The sequence below is a fragment of the Morganella morganii genome (assembly GCF_041099235.1).
Taxonomy (GTDB): domain Bacteria; phylum Pseudomonadota; class Gammaproteobacteria; order Enterobacterales; family Enterobacteriaceae; genus Morganella; species Morganella morganii_E.
In genome coordinates, this window is the sequence record NZ_JBFZSO010000001.1 from 271,099 (window position 1) to 286,054 (window position 14,956).

The 14,956-nt window shown below is 49.3% G+C and carries 16 protein-coding genes; 6 read left to right on the top strand and 10 right to left on the bottom strand.

Going from position 1 to position 14,956, the window contains the following annotated elements:
• Window positions 1-422: 422 nt before the first annotated feature.
• On the bottom strand, window positions 423-2,801 hold the full coding sequence (gene ppsA, locus AB7038_RS01345; protein WP_004239083.1) for a phosphoenolpyruvate synthase: 2,379 nt from the start codon (window positions 2,799-2,801) through the stop codon (window positions 423-425).
• Window positions 2,802-3,019: 218 nt separating this feature from the next.
• Between ppsA and ppsR the strand changes: the two genes are divergently transcribed.
• The 4 genes from ppsR (at window position 3,020) to AB7038_RS01365 (ending at window position 6,246) form a co-directional block, all read left to right on the top strand.
• A complete protein-coding gene (gene ppsR, locus AB7038_RS01350; RefSeq protein ID WP_369452633.1) occupies window positions 3,020-3,883 on the top strand; it encodes a posphoenolpyruvate synthetase regulatory kinase/phosphorylase PpsR in 864 nt (287 codons plus the stop codon).
• A 146-nt stretch (window positions 3,884-4,029) separates the two neighbouring features.
• A complete protein-coding gene (locus tag AB7038_RS01355; RefSeq protein WP_032098088.1) occupies window positions 4,030-5,079 on the top strand; it encodes a 3-deoxy-7-phosphoheptulonate synthase in 1,050 nt (349 codons plus the stop codon).
• A 519-nt stretch (window positions 5,080-5,598) separates the two neighbouring features.
• A complete protein-coding gene (locus tag AB7038_RS01360; RefSeq protein ID WP_195432542.1) occupies window positions 5,599-5,883 on the top strand; it encodes a DinI-like family protein in 285 nt (94 codons plus the stop codon).
• 81 nt (window positions 5,884-5,964) lie between these two features.
• Entirely contained in the window at window positions 5,965-6,246 is a 282-nt protein-coding gene (locus AB7038_RS01365; protein WP_051456193.1) for a helix-turn-helix domain-containing protein, read from the top strand.
• A 35-nt stretch (window positions 6,247-6,281) separates the two neighbouring features.
• Here the strand turns inward: AB7038_RS01365 and AB7038_RS01370 are convergent, their stop codons facing one another.
• Window positions 6,282-6,836, bottom strand: a complete 555-nt coding sequence (locus tag AB7038_RS01370; RefSeq protein WP_195432541.1) for a recombinase family protein — start codon at window positions 6,834-6,836, stop codon at window positions 6,282-6,284.
• On the opposite strand from AB7038_RS01370, the gene AB7038_RS01375 reads away from it, so the two are divergent.
• Window positions 6,826-7,572: a hypothetical protein gene (locus tag AB7038_RS01375; RefSeq protein ID WP_195432540.1), complete on the top strand. Its 747-nt coding sequence runs from the start codon at window positions 6,826-6,828 to the stop codon at window positions 7,570-7,572. The genes AB7038_RS01370 and AB7038_RS01375 overlap by 11 nt on opposite strands.
• Window positions 7,569-7,955 (top strand): tail fiber assembly protein, encoded by a 387-nt coding sequence (locus AB7038_RS01380; RefSeq protein WP_229064371.1) that lies wholly within the window; start codon window positions 7,569-7,571, stop codon window positions 7,953-7,955. Before AB7038_RS01375 ends, AB7038_RS01380 begins: the two co-directional genes overlap by 4 nt.
• Here AB7038_RS01380 and AB7038_RS01385 read toward each other — a convergent pair.
• From AB7038_RS01385 to AB7038_RS01420, 8 genes are read right to left on the bottom strand one after another with little or no spacing between them, the layout of a single operon-like run.
• A complete protein-coding gene (locus AB7038_RS01385) occupies window positions 7,927-8,376 on the bottom strand; it encodes a tail fiber assembly protein (RefSeq protein WP_369452634.1) in 450 nt (149 codons plus the stop codon). The two genes, AB7038_RS01380 and AB7038_RS01385, sit on opposite strands and share 29 nt — an antisense overlap.
• Complete coding sequence (locus AB7038_RS01390) at window positions 8,355-9,233, bottom strand: hypothetical protein (RefSeq protein WP_369452635.1); 879 nt, start codon at window positions 9,231-9,233, stop codon at window positions 8,355-8,357. The genes AB7038_RS01385 and AB7038_RS01390 overlap by 22 nt, the downstream gene beginning before the upstream one ends.
• A 50-nt stretch (window positions 9,234-9,283) precedes the next feature.
• Complete coding sequence (locus tag AB7038_RS01395; protein WP_195433315.1) at window positions 9,284-9,877, bottom strand: YmfQ family protein; 594 nt, start codon at window positions 9,875-9,877, stop codon at window positions 9,284-9,286.
• Complete coding sequence (locus tag AB7038_RS01400; protein ID WP_195433314.1) at window positions 9,874-11,013, bottom strand: baseplate J/gp47 family protein; 1,140 nt, start codon at window positions 11,011-11,013, stop codon at window positions 9,874-9,876. Before AB7038_RS01400 ends, AB7038_RS01395 begins: the two co-directional genes overlap by 4 nt.
• Complete coding sequence (locus AB7038_RS01405; RefSeq protein ID WP_112549502.1) at window positions 11,014-11,451, bottom strand: phage GP46 family protein; 438 nt, start codon at window positions 11,449-11,451, stop codon at window positions 11,014-11,016.
• Window positions 11,451-12,038: a phage baseplate assembly protein domain-containing protein gene (locus AB7038_RS01410; protein ID WP_419358540.1), complete on the bottom strand. Its 588-nt coding sequence runs from the start codon at window positions 12,036-12,038 to the stop codon at window positions 11,451-11,453. The genes AB7038_RS01405 and AB7038_RS01410 overlap by 1 nt, the downstream gene beginning before the upstream one ends.
• Window positions 12,038-13,108, bottom strand: a complete 1,071-nt coding sequence (locus AB7038_RS01415) for a phage baseplate assembly protein (protein ID WP_195433312.1) — start codon at window positions 13,106-13,108, stop codon at window positions 12,038-12,040. The genes AB7038_RS01410 and AB7038_RS01415 overlap by 1 nt, the downstream gene beginning before the upstream one ends.
• A complete protein-coding gene (locus AB7038_RS01420) occupies window positions 13,105-14,505 on the bottom strand; it encodes a DNA circularization protein (protein WP_195433311.1) in 1,401 nt (466 codons plus the stop codon). Before AB7038_RS01420 ends, AB7038_RS01415 begins: the two co-directional genes overlap by 4 nt.
• Window positions 14,506-14,956: the final 451 nt, after the last annotated feature.

Here is a 14,956-nt window from a genome sequence, read left to right on the forward strand (position 1 = left end):
TCAATTATGGTTCATAAATAGCATTAATAATTTGAAATATTAATATAGATTGCGAGAACCACACCGGACTTATTCCGGATACGGACAGAGGTTCTGAATATATTTCACTTATCTAACAATCAGTAAATATATATATTGAGACAATTCTTAATGCAGGCATATCTTAATTATTTTAATATATCAGCCATCAAGTAACGAATTAAAAGGTATTGTTATTCATTACAATGATACCTTCCGAATACAAATATTGCTGTGTGTAGTCTTTGCCTGTCAGCCCATGATAGGCTTTTTTTTGCCTGAAATTCAGGATATCTGATTTGGTTTTATTTTGATTTGCCTTAAGTGCTCACAGACATTCTAACACCGAATGATAAAAAAAAGCCCGAAATAATCCGGGCTTTTAATCATTTTAAATGATTGAATCAGTGATTTTCTGCTAATGAAATCCAGGTTTTCACTACAGTATCCGGATTAAGAGAAACACTGTCGATTCCCTGCTCCATCAGCCAGGCAGCGAAATCCTGGTGGTCGGATGGTCCCTGACCACAGATTCCCACATATTTGTTACGTGCTTTCGCCGCTTTGATAGCCATCGACAGCAGCGCTTTCACTGCATCGTTACGCTCGTCAAACAGAGTGGAAACCACACCGGAATCGCGATCCAGACCCAGTGTCAGCTGTGTCATGTCGTTAGAGCCGATAGAGAAGCCGTCAAAATATTCGAGGAACTGGTCTGCCAGCAGTGCGTTTGACGGGATTTCACACATCATGATCAGGCGCAGGCCATTTTCGCCGCGTTTCAGACCATGAACCGCCAGTTCATTCACCACGGCTTCTGCCTGTGCCACAGTACGGACAAACGGGATCATCACTTCGACGTTAGTCAGATCCATATCATTACGCACACGTTTTACTGCTTCACATTCCAGCGCGAAACAATCACGGAAATCATCATGCACATAACGGCCTGCACCACGGAAGCCCAGCATCGGGTTCTCTTCATGCGGTTCGTAGATATCCCCGCCGACCAGGTTGGCATATTCGTTGGATTTAAAGTCAGACAGACGGACAATCACTTTCTTCGGATAGAACGCCGCAGCAATAGTGGCAATCCCTTCAACCAGACGGCCGATATAGAATTCAACCGGATCATCGTAGCCCTGCATCATGCTGCGGATTTCAGCCTGTAATTCCGGAGTCTGCTGATCAAATTCCAGCAGTGCACGCGGGTGCACACCAATCATACGGTTGATGATAAATTCCAGACGTGCCAGGCCGACACCTTCATGCGGCAGGCAGGCAAAGTCAAATGCACGGTCAGGGTTACCGACGTTCATCATGATTTTGGTGCCCACTTCCGGCATTTTATCGATTTCAGAAGAGTGGATATCAAAATCCAGTTTGCCGCCGTAGACGTAACCGGTATCCCCTTCAGAACAGGAAACAGTCACTTCCTGGCCTTCTTTCAGGAGTTCGGTGGCATCACCGCAACCAACCACCGCCGGGATCCCCAGCTCACGGGCAATGATTGCTGCATGACAGGTACGGCCGCCGCGGTTGGTAACAATCGCTGCCGCTTTCTTCATGATCGGTTCCCAGTCCGGGTCAGTCATATCAGTGACTAATACATCACCCGGCTGAATACGATCCATCTGGCTCAGGTCATGGATAACTTTGACCACACCGGCACCGATACGGTGACCGATTGCACGGCCTTCAACCAGCACATTACTCTGGCCGTTCAGCTGATAACGTTCCATCACCTGCTGGTTAGAACGAACAGTTTCCGGACGCGCCTGAACGATATACAGTTTGCCGTTGTTACCGTCTTTCGCCCACTCGATGTCCATCGGACGACCGTAGTGTTTTTCAATGGTAACAGCCTGTTTTGCCAGTTCTTCCACTTCGCTGTCGGTCAGTGAGAAACGTTTGCATTTTTCTGCATCCACATCCTCAATACGCACCTGTTTGCCGTGGCTGGTGTCATCCGCATAAACCATCTGGATTTTCTTGGAACCCATGGTGCGGCGGACAATGGCCGGACGGCCTTTTTCCAGGGTTGGTTTGTGGACATAAAACTCATCCGGGTTTACCGCGCCCTGCACCACCATCTCACCCAGCCCGTAAGCGGATGTGATAAAGACAACCTGGTCAAAACCGGACTCAGTATCGATAGTGAACATCACGCCGGAAGACGCGAGGTCAGAACGCACCATGCGCTGAACACCGGCAGACAGTGCAACACCACGGTGGTCATAGCCCTGATGCACGCGGTAAGAAATCGCACGGTCATTAAATAATGAAGCAAATACGTGCTTGATGGCGACCATGATCGCATCAATGCCCTGCACGTTTAAGAAGGTTTCCTGCTGTCCCGCGAAGGAGGCATCCGGCATATCCTCAGCCGTTGCGGAAGAACGCACAGCAAAAGATGCGCCTTTCTCGCCTTCAGACAGCTGCTCATACGCGTGACGGATATCCTGCTCAAATTCCGCGGAGAACGGGGTATCAATTACCCATGCGCGGATCTGTGCACCGGCTTTCGCCAGCTGGTTGACATCGTCAACATCCGTTTTATCCAGCAGCTCATAAATGCGCTGGTTGACGCCACTTTGCTCAAGAAAGTCATTGAAGGCCTGTGCCGTGGTGGCAAAACCATTGGGAACAGACACGCCTAATCCGGAAAGATTGGTTATCATTTCGCCTAAAGACGCATTTTTACCACCGACACGGGGTACGTCATTCATACCTAACTGGTTATACCAAAGTACATTACACGGGGTTTGACCATTGTTGGACATTGCAAGCAATCCTTTTAACATTCAAAAGAAGGTAAAATCGGAAATACGGGCTCTGCTGAGCATCAGAAACAGATTATCACAATGTTTGTAAGAATATAGACAGGTGAATCGATCAACCCGATTACAATATTTTTTTATCCTTTATAATCATGTTTTAATTTATTTGTGCCGTTGCTCCGGATTATCGATTCAGCAAAAAACATAGGAAAATAAATAACATGTCTATCACAACCGGCTCATCTTCTGATACACAAAATAAAGAAACACGGAGTGTCTTCTTTATTTCTGACGGAACGGCAATTACGGCGGAAGTATTAGGTCATGCTGTATTGTCACAGTTCCCTATTGATATTATCTCTTACACCCTGCCTTTCGTGGCAACTGTCGAGCGCGCGCTGGAAATCAGACAAAAAATCGATACCATTTTTGAAACCACCGGGTTACGCCCTCTGGTGTTCTACTCCATTATCTGTCAGGACGTGCGCGAAGCCATTACCGGCAGCCAGGGCTGCTGCCAGGACATAGTGCAAACCCTGGTCGCGCCGATTCAGAAAGAGATTCAGATGGATCCGCAGCCGATATTCAACCGGACCCACGGCTTATCCAAGCGCAATCTGAGCCAGTATGATGCCCGTATCGCGGCCATTGATTTCGCACTGGCACATGATGACGGTGTCTCCCTGCGCAATATGGATCAGGCGCAGGTCATTCTGCTCGGCGTTTCCCGTTGCGGTAAAACCCCGACCAGCCTGTATCTGGCCATGCAGTTCGGTATCCAGGCCGCCAACTATCCGTTTACCGCAGATGATATGGATAACCTGCAGCTGCCTGCTGCCCTGAAGCCGTATAATAATAAGTTATTCGGTCTGACCATTGATCCTGAACGTCTTGCCGCTATCCGCGAAGAGCGCCGCGAAAACAGCCGCTACGCCTCAATCCGCCAGTGCCGGATGGAGCTGGCAGAGGTGGAAGCGCTGTACCGTAAACACAAAATCAGCTACCTCAATACCACCAACTATTCGGTGGAAGAGATATCGACAAAAATCATCGATTCTCTGGGATTAAACCGCCGTATGTTCTGACAGCGGAAACGGTTAAGTGGATCACATTCCCCCGGTGATCCACTTTCTGCAATTGTACCTTGTAATCATCACGTTTTCGTTTATTGTGATCGGTATCACTGTGGTTTAACACAGCAACTGACCGAATTCAGAGACAGCACTAATCTATGGAAAAAACGGATGAACTGCGCACACGGGCGATAGACAAACTGATCACCCCGTCCGCGCTGGCCGGTGAGTTTCCGGCCACAGAAGCAATTAATAAGAATGTCACCACATCACGAACCCGTATTGAACGTATTTTAACCGGTGATGACCCGCGTCTGCTGGTGATTGTCGGCCCCTGCTCCGTGCATGACCCGATTGCCGCGCTGGATTACGCTCAGCGCCTGAGCGAACTGCTGCCGAAATACAGCTCACGCCTTGAAATCGTGATGCGCACCTATTTTGAAAAACCGCGTACCGTGGTCGGCTGGAAGGGGCTGATTTCAGATCCGCGCCTGGATAACTCCTGCCAGGTCAATGAAGGTATCCGGCTGGCGCGCAAACTGCTGATCGACGTTAACGCACTGAATGTCCCGACAGCCACCGAGTTTCTCGATATGGTCACCGGGCAGTATATTGCTGATCTCATCAGCTGGGGGGCCATCGGTGCCCGGACCACGGAAAGCCAGATCCACCGTGAAATGGCCTCCGCGCTCTCCTGCCCTGTCGGCTTCAAAAACGGGACTGACGGTAATATCAAAATTGCGATTGATGCCATCCGCGCCGCACAGGCCGGTCATATGTTCCTGTCACCGGATAAAGACGGGCAGATGACCATTTACCAGACCAAAGGCAACCCGTTCGGGCACATTATTATGCGCGGCGGCAAAACACCGAACTATGCTGCCGGTGATATTGCTCACGCCTGTGATCAGCTGCGCCAGTTTGATCTGCCGGAACATCTGGTGATTGATTTCAGCCACGGCAACTGTCAGAAAATCCACCGCCGTCAGCTGGATGTCGCCAAAGATGTCGCACAGCAGATTAAAGATGGTTCGCGGGCTATCGCCGGTGTTATGGCCGAAAGCTTTATTCAGGAAGGCACACAAAAACTGGTGAATCACAAAGCGCCGGTTTACGGGCAGTCAATTACCGATCCGTGCCTGAGCTGGGCAGATACCGTCACCATGCTGGATATTCTGGCTGACGCGGCGGATGCCCGTTTCAGCTGAATCTATTCCCTTGTTATGAAACAGGATGCGCCCGCATCCTGTTTATTCATCACCCGCAGTTATCATTCCTCCCCCATATAGTTGAGATGCCGCTCACTTTTTCCGTGTAAATTCACTCTCCCGGAAAAAATCACTTGAACCGGTTTCGTCAGCTGCTGATAATAATTTGCGAATACGAATTGATATCAAATAAAATCATATGACTGAAAATAATCAGAATTCTGTGATATCCGGACTTGCCGGATATAAAAATACAGCAACAGATAAAATCACGGTTATCAGCAGTGAGGCACTCCTGGGGCCGCAGCAGCGGATTATTATCCGCCACCAGAATGAGCATGATCGGAGAAAATACATTATTTATCAATGTTATACATAATAGAATATCAACAAAAAATATGATTATGAGCATCATTATGTACACATGTCTAGTGATTGCTGGTGACTACTCTTGACATCTACCGGTTACAAATCTAAATTGGAACTGTATATTTAACCAGTAAATTAAGAGGTGCTCACATGCTACATATTGAAGTTATTTTCAGCAACAACCAAAAAGAGATGGTACCACCAGGCACATTTGAAGCACTGGAAAAGGAAATTGACCGAAAGCTACGGGCTCAGTATCAGGATATGAACATTCGTATTGTGTGGGGAACCAATGCGGCAATGTCAGTAACCGGCGGGAAAAATGATAAAGATAGTAAAAAAATAAAAGAGATAGTGCAGGAGATTTTTGAGGATGGCAGTTGGGTGCCTGAAATGGAAGGCGCCTCTGATGATGTAGATTATTTTGATAAATAACACTATTGAATTCATATTTTGTTACATATTTCAGAAAAGGAGATTATAATAAAAAAAATTATCTATCTGATCTCTCTAACAATGACGAATACAAAAAACAGCGTGGACATCAACATAGGTTGTAAAATTAAAGACGCGCGAATATCTGCCGGAATGTCCGGGAATGACCTTGCCATAAAGATTGGTGTCTCACAGCAGCAGGTATCGCGTTATGAATCCGGGCAAACGCCAATGACCATAAACACGGTTATAATGATTGCTCATGTACTTAATGTCTCTGTAAATGAATTACTGAGTGATTACCTTTCCTCAGAGTACAGTGACATCATGCTTTTGATGAGCAATCGTAATACAGAAAAATAGTCACACCGGACGTCCACCAGCGCGGCTTTGTTTATTTACATTGTGGCAGGAAAATACCGGTAAATTGTCGATACCCCCACACCATAAATAATCGCCATCTGCTGCCGTGAATGCCCTTTATCCAGCAGACGGCCGATTTGCTCCCGGTCATTCTGTGTCAGTGCCGCTGGTCTTCCGCCGACTCTGCCCTGTGCTCTCGCTGCGGCCAGCCCTGCTAATGTCCGCTCTACTATCAGTTCGCGTTCCATTTCTGCCAGTGCTGACATGACGTGAAAGAAAAAGCGCCCCATAGCCGTACTGGTGTCGATACTGTCCGTCAGTGATCGGAAGTGTGCGCCGCGTTCGTGCAGATCAGATATCAGCGCTATCAGGTTTTTGACACTGCGCCCGAGCCTGTCCAGTTTCCACACTGCCAGTGTATCGCCCGGCTGAATGGCCTTTAATGCCCGTTTCAGTCCCGGCCTGACGGCGGTTTTACCGCTCATTTTGTCCTCAAAAATCTGGTCGCAATTTATGCTGATGAGCGCATTTCGCTGTAAATCGCTGTTTTGGTCAGTTGTTGATACGCGGATATAACCGATGACCGCCATTGTTTTCCCTCATGTTTACTGTAATGACGGGATTATTACGGATTTATCCGGTTATGGCTGCATTCCCGGAAACCTTGGTTTGGGAGAAGCGGCAAAAAGTGATGTGGTTCAGGTGGCTGGATCATCAAAAATATCAGTGATCAGTCAAGATGGTGCGACAAAAGCATTCGCATCATCTGAATTTTTTCGTTATCTGCCAAATGAATACACAGTTATATATTCACCCAACAAAACATACAGAATTGTTGTTTTTAATGATGGTGCATTTGGTTCATATCTTACTGATGGCGGCGTGGCAATTGTCTCGTTTGATAAAACCGGAAAAATGACGAAGGGCGAGATACCAACAGATAAAATTTCCGGGCTTAAACAATCTCTGGGCAGTGGCACGGATACGATACCAAGCGAAAAAGCGGTAAGTGACGCACTCGATAAACAAAAACCGCTCGGCATGGGGCAGTCATGGCGAGATGTGACTTTCGCCAGGAGCGCGGGAGTGGCATACCCAAACAATAAAAACAGGTCTATCGAAGTTAACGTAAGAACAGAGCGACTAACAGGAAGTGGTGTGGCGGGAATCACGCTTGAATGTGATGGTCTTGTTATATCATCAAACCGGGTGTCTGGCTCTGGCGCTCAGGCTTTTGTTTCTGCGGTTATTCCGGATAAATCAAGTTATAAGGTGTCTGTGGAAGGTAGTACTATATTTCAATGGTCGGAGCTGACAACACAATGAATACTCAGATTATAGGTCAGAAATTTTTTAAAGATGCGGATGATAATGTTTTTTGCCTGGATATCATGCCGATGAATGAAGATAGCTGGGAGAGCGAGATAAAATACGGATGGACTGAAATCAGCAAAGATGATGCGATGAGTATAGCCAACCCACCGCCGACAAAAGAACAGTTGGTTGAGCTGGCAGAGGCTGAAAAGCAAATATTGATTGCGGAAGTCACCTCCGAAACAGAAATGCTTCGGACAAAGTTGGCACTTGGCCGCATCAAAGATGATGAAAAGGCGCTGTTAATCGCCTGGCTGGACTATCTGGACGAACTGGAAGCGGTGGACGTATCCACCGCCCCGGATATTATCTGGCCGGTGAAGCCGGAGGTGTAGGCCATACCACAGCAGCCCCGAGGGATGGATCTACCGCCTGAACCTCCTGCACGTACAGCATCCATTCTTTAAGGCTGGCTTTATCTTCTTCCGTGATGATGCCGAGCATAAGCTGAGTCTGCCAGAGTTGGGTTTTCTGGCTGGCCTCCGCAATCAGTGCCTGCTTTTTGGCCTCTGCCTCTGCAGTCAGTTGCTCTTTAGTTACCGGCGGGTTGATGTGTGCATCAACCTCTTTGGCTGTCATTTTGTGCATACCTTTAATTTTCTCGTTAATTTCAAAGAAAATAGCCGGAACCTGCTCTTTTTCATTATCAAAATCAGGCTCATTTATTCTGTCAATCACAGCCATTTGTTCAATATCGTATGCATAAACAGTGCCTGATTTATCTTTGTAGTAGTTCATGGGCGAAATTCCATCCATTTTTTGTAATTTATTTGAGTAGGGTCGGCATTAAAGACATACTCCCCGCCTGGCTGGACTGGCACCGATAGCGCCTCCATCCACATGTTATTTGTCGCGGTAGCGGAGTAAAGTACTTCCCCGTCAACCCCAAAACCAAAACCAACATATTCGCCATTCGCTTTGTTTGAGTGAATGTGGCTTATTGCAATAAAAATAGTTTTTGGTGTTGTGTTGGTATAAACAACCCCCTGCTGCCGTGATGCAGTAACATTCACCCACCGCTGTCCGGCACCGAACAGTTCATCTGTATGAGCCACATCCCCAGTTTTTCCCTCCCTGAAATTGTTGTATCCAACAACACCGTCTTTTGTTCTGGCTACGCCTGAACCACCTGACACTGAACGATAAAACCAAATCCTGTCATTCGGGTAGTCTTTATTTTGATACGAAATATCAGGAAATGAATTATTATCAAGACTGCGTTTTTTATTCACCTCACTTTGCAATGCGTAATCACCTGCTGGTTGATAATCACCTTTCGGCTGATATTTTTCCGGTAAACCAAGGTTTTTGATAAAGGTCTCTTTATTTGGGATGTCTGCGCCGTTCTGGTCTTTGGCGAGATATTTCTTCAGGTCTTCAAGCGTGGCGTAGTTCCAGCTGGAGATTATTTTTTTGATCGCTTCCTTCAGCTGGTTATCATTATTTTTATCCTGTGAAATACCAGCTTCAATCAGCACACCAAGAATTTCCCGCTGGACGGAGTTAAGCCAGCCCGCTTCCAGAATTGTCGGTGCGATACCGGCGGCCACGTTGCCGTTTGTCCACTCGCCGTTTTTATCGGCGGTACTGGTGACATCACCAATTTTTTTCATAACAAAGCCTCACTCAGTGAAGGTGATAATTAGTTGTTGATAATCAGGGTTTACTGGCCGTAACCGACCTGAAGGATCGTGTGAGAGGGGGAAATCTGGTTAAACTGGCACTCGAGGTAATGTTCCCCCCACGAACGCAGCGGATCACCACAGTAACTGCCGCCGGCGACCGCATATGTCACCTGGGTGTTTCCGGCATTTATACGCCAGACGAACGGCCATTCATCACCGTTCAGTGCATCACCGCAGGCCGACAGCCCCGCCCTTGCCTGCCGGAATTCGGTAATGGTGATGGTGTAACCCATCTCGGCCGCCAGGCTGATGTAATAGGGCTTTGACATCCCGCCGGTACGCAGCAGCGTTGAAAGAACCGCGGATTGTCGTTTCGGAATGGTGTCCATCTCCCCGATCCCACAATCATCCGGCAGACCGAGTGTTTTTTCCCACTCAGGTAATAACGTTGTGGCCGTCTTCGGAAATGCTCCCTCAAGCAGCTGAACAGCGTCAATATCCGAAGCCTCATAACCGCGCGCCAGTGCCCGGAGAATAGCATGCATATTCGACCCCGGCCGCCAGTCCCACGCCATGCCCTGCGGTGCCAGTCCGATCATCGCCTGAGTGTAATCGTCAGCGGTGTAATTCATGTGTATGACACCTCCCCGCGCTGCGCCAGTTCACCGGTGCTCAGAACTATATTTTCAGCCGGTTTTTTCAGGACAAAGCCGGTGGTGCCGGGGATATCAGCAATCGCATACTGCAGGTCAGAAAGGTAGATTTTTGTGCCGCCGGTCGGGTCACTGTCCCGGAAGAACACATCATCAATGGCTTTGGCTATCTGCTGATGTAATTCCGAGGTTGCCCGGCTCAGCCCTTCAATTTCAAAATCTATCTTTTTCGCAACAGGTGAACAGACCCACACCAGCGCCGTTACCGTCTGCACACCCCAGATATGATCTGCAACACGCAACTGGTCACCGGTCGCATGCACTGAATAAGTTTCTTTGGTAGCCGGTCCGTCTGTTCCCAGCGGAAAGCCGCCGTTGCTGTTGCCGTCACACATAATGTAAATGCCGACCGACCCGGCCCCCAGCAGGCGGCGTTTTACCCAGGCGCGGGAAATGCCCGGCACTTCTTTCGCCCAGCCTTCATAGTCTGTATCGCTGCCGCCCTGCGGTGGTTTTTGGTACGCATGCAGGACCCGCTGCCGGAAAGCCTCTTCATTCTCAATATCACTGCCGCCGGTGATCGGATCAACAGCAATACAATCTGAAGACACTCCGGATATCGCTATCTCAAGCGTCAGTTTTGTCCCGGCCGGTGAGTTACCCGCCGCGCCGCCGCCGTAAATATTATCGTCAATGCCGGGCAGAATGGCTTCAACAGACGTGAAGCCTTTCCCGTCAGCATTAATATGGACCTCAGTAACAAACTGGTACCGGTATCCATCTCCGCGGGTCATCGCCGTACCGGCCGGAATGATACTGCCCGGCACGCCGTCAAACTGCACCTTTGTACAGGTGGCTTTGTTCGGTGGTTTGCGGTACACCCGTTTCAGCGCCCCCCATCCCGCCAGGTTTTCATCCGTTGCGGTAAACGGAGTTGCCTGTTTTGCAATGTAATCCAGATAGGCATAATGCAGGTGCGCCATACCGGCATCCATATCCGCCAGTACCCGCATATTGGAATACCGCAGCAGCGCACCGGGCTCTTTCAGTTCATTGCGCAGGAAATTCTGGTTCTGCTCCCGCAGCTCCGTCAGTGTTTTACGCTTAAACGGCATTTATTGTTTCTCCCATACCCAGTAAAAACGCAGATCTTCCGCACCGGCGTCCGGCCGGTGATAACGGATAACCATGTTCAGTCGCTGCGGCCACACGATTTGTGTCCGGATCTGAATATCAGACACGACCCCGTCGGTTATCAGCCAGGCCAGCGCCTCGCGGGCGTAATCCTCGGCTTTCTTTGCCACCTGCGTAGTCAGTTTCTGACGTCTCAGCAGCCAGAGACGGGAGCCGATAAACCCATCAGTTCCTGTATCTGCCCACCATCCCCGCCGGTACTCATCGTCGTAATCATCATCACTGTGCGCCAGCCGGTCAGTGAACAGACTGATCATAATCGCTGACTGTAAATCATCACCGGAAAGCAGGTCACCGTTTCCGGCTATCCAGTCCGCCCGCAGTGTGTCCGCGTTCCACCAGGAAGAAATATCAGACATCAGACTTTCTCCTTAATCGGATTACTGGTTTTGGTGGCACTACCCGGTTCCACATTTTCCACATCGTGGTCGTGCTTGTTATAACTGTCCCGCAGTGCTTTCAGTGTGGACGGGTTGCTTTCGTAGTTATCAATGACATCACCGGACACTTTCAGGATCGGCGTATTCAGCACGACTTCTGTTTTGGCATTGACCGTCACCTTATCGGCGTTATTGATGGTCACGTCTTTATCTTTGGCTTCAATCACAATGCCGTCCTCTGTCATGTGGATGTACATACCCCACAGGTTGTACATCACGCTTTCACCGGGTGAGAGTCCGGTATGACGGGAACCGGGGTGATTACTGCCGATGACCACCGCACTGGAGCGGTTTCCGCCGAGATAGGCAATCAGAACATCCGACCCCGGCGGAAGAGAAGACGAAAAACCAAATTCCGTCATACGGTAAGTGCCGTCCCGGACTTCCAGCGCGGTGCTGTACTGAATGGTCTGAATCGCTCCGTCATCTTTGGTAATACTGGATTTACCGGCGCCGATCATCATTGACATCCGGGTTGTTAAATCGCGGACCTGATCACTCATCATTACACCCTTATTACCTGGTAAAATTCATACGGTTCAGCAATGAAGGCTTCCGGCGGCATCAGCTGTAATGTCGCGCGTGTCCCGCCGGCATCCCGCAGATAGGTCACATCAGAAAGTGTCCAGAATTTATCCGTCACACCCAGAACGGGGATATCTATCGGGATCAGTGTATTCGGTTCCCACAGCTTCCCTGAGGCGTCCCGCCAGCTGTCCACCATCACACTCAGGATTTTGGAACGGCCGTAACGGCGGTTCATTTCCCAGTCGATACTTTCCTGCTCACGTTTAGCGGTGATCAGGGTGCTTTCGATGATGGTGATATAATTCCGGTACCGCATTTTTCCCGCTTCCGGATCCCGCGCCGAGGCGTTCTGTACCGCTGACACATCTCCGGCAAACGGGGTAACAGACAATGACACGCCGGTATAATCGGAATAGCGCTCTGCCATAGAATCCGAGAAATCAGCACTTTCGATATTTTTCCCCTGCTCCACGCCGCTGGCCGCCACCTTGTCACTGACGCGGGTCAGCAGCAGGTTTCCGGACGGCTGTTCGTAATACAGCAGCGCAGAATACCGGCAGCAGCGCTCGATCACCTGTTGTGAGGATTCACCCCAGTTCAGGGTGAATTGCGGGACAATCTGTAACCCGCCATCGGAAACGGTGCTCGATACTTCAATGCCGTACCACTTCGCCAGTTTCTGTGCGATTTGCAGGGCGTTAGACTGGCTGATCACGTTGTTCGGCCAGTTGGCAGAGCAGTCCACCAAATCCTGACACTTACCCCTCCCGGAGACGCTTATCTGGTGCTGGTTTTTATTGATCTGCCCGTTCCACGTGTCGATATAACCGGTAATAACCCGATCCTGACCGAGAAACACCTCACAGGGATCACCCGGTTTAAACAGCTGTTTTTCATCCGTTGCCGGGTAGTAATCCATCAGGCTGATTTCAAAATCGTTCGGCAGCCGTTCAATACCACGGGTAACCCGGACACTGTCCCAGCCGGAAATACGCTTGCCGTTTATTACCAGGGATAATTCTTCGGTTTTTTTCGTCTCTTCCGTCATTTTTTCAGTGCCTTAAATCTGACCGGCATAAACGCCGGATGTCGTGGCTGAGTCTCCATCACCAGTTCGTCACTGCGGGTTGCATCCTGATACAGGCGGTTAGCCACATTGAGAGACGGCAGCACCGACGGCAGAGCGTAAGACGACAGGCGGCCGCGTTCAGAGCCTTTATCGGTGAAGAAAATGACAACCTGTTCGCGCCGGTTCAGGAGGGTAAGATAGATGTCATCCAGCGCCAGATCCCCGGTGATAGTCATGGCATCATCGAGGGATTCACAGACTTCCCGCTGATATCCGGCGGACTCAGTGCTGTTTGTCGGGTCAGACTGACCGGCCACCACGGAAAGTGCCGATGCAGCCAGCACAACCAGCATCATTTCAGTCAGTGCGGCAATTCTCTTATCCTGCTCCGTCTGCTGATATTCCAGATTGCGGAAACGGGATAATGTATTCAGGATCCGCATCTTCTGGCCGGTGTCACCATCCATTGTTATCAGGATGACAAACACCCGCTGTATCTGTGCAATCACATCTTCGGGGGTTTCAGCATCACTGACCGCGCTGAGTGTTTTATCCAGCCGTTGCCGGTCAATAATGGCCTGATTCAGCGTTTTATCGATAATTTCACGGTCATCAGTATCACCCTGATGTATGCGCTTGCCGGTCGCACCGGACACCGCCCCGCCCGCGCTGCCTTTCTGATAGCGACCGTATTTATTGCTGCCGAATACGCTGTTCAGCGAGTTACTGAGATTAGTGACCTCATCAACTGAACTGCTGACCATATTTACCCAGAAATCCGCAGTCTGTTTCAGCGTCTTCATCATCTGCGTAACAGATCGGACTTCGCCTTTAATCATGGCGATCGTTTTCAGGGTGGTATGCGCTGCTTCTTTCAGCCACTGCCCGAACGTCAGTTCACCGGTTTTTTCACTGCCGGTGATGGCGAACACCTTCAGGCCGGACTCGATAACCACCAGCTCAAACTCAAACACCCGACCGCTTTCTGCGTTTTCAGACACCCGCAGGCCGCTCTCAGTCACGCTGACGGTCATTTCTCCGAGTGTCGGGTGAACCAGCGTTCCGGCCTCACCAACTTCACAGGCGGCCACCAGATTATCGCGCTGGGTGATAACATCCGGCGCGTCATAAACGAGACTGTCCTGAATCAGAAATCCCTTTATGGTGATCCGCCGGTTGCTGCGCCCCATATCCTCTATCCAGGACTGATCGCGGTAGGCATATTCGTGAATAGCCTGGCGGCGGCCGAAAACACTTTCACCACTGATCACACCGAACGGCACACCACGGAATGAAGCCTGCTGCAGGTGTTCAGACCAATTCCAGTCCGGCTCAATGCCGAGTACATCAGATATGGCGTCTTTGATAATTGGCATGTGGGCTCCAACGACAAAACCCGCAGTTAAGCGGGGAGCATAAATTATGGGAGTTATTTGAGGAAAGTGACTGTTAAATTAATCATGGTCACATAATGCACTTTCCTTCAGATAGCCTTGCTTATTCATTATGCAAATTTCTTTTTTTAGATTAAAATTCGCCACCTGAATACTTTAAGCAACGCAAGAATATGAAATACACCTTATTACTACTGACGCCATTACTCCTGACGCCATTACTCCTCACCGGATGCCAGGGAAAAAATTATTGGGAATTAACTCCGGCAGAAAAAGCAGAGGTCAGAATCATGCATGATAAGAACGCTAATGTATCCAGAAAATGCAACCGGATAAAAAACCAATCTGAGCGCACCGAATGCTTTCTCGACAGAAACGACGATGACTTTAATCGAATGTACTAGATGATAACTCCCTGGCGGGAGAATGTCGG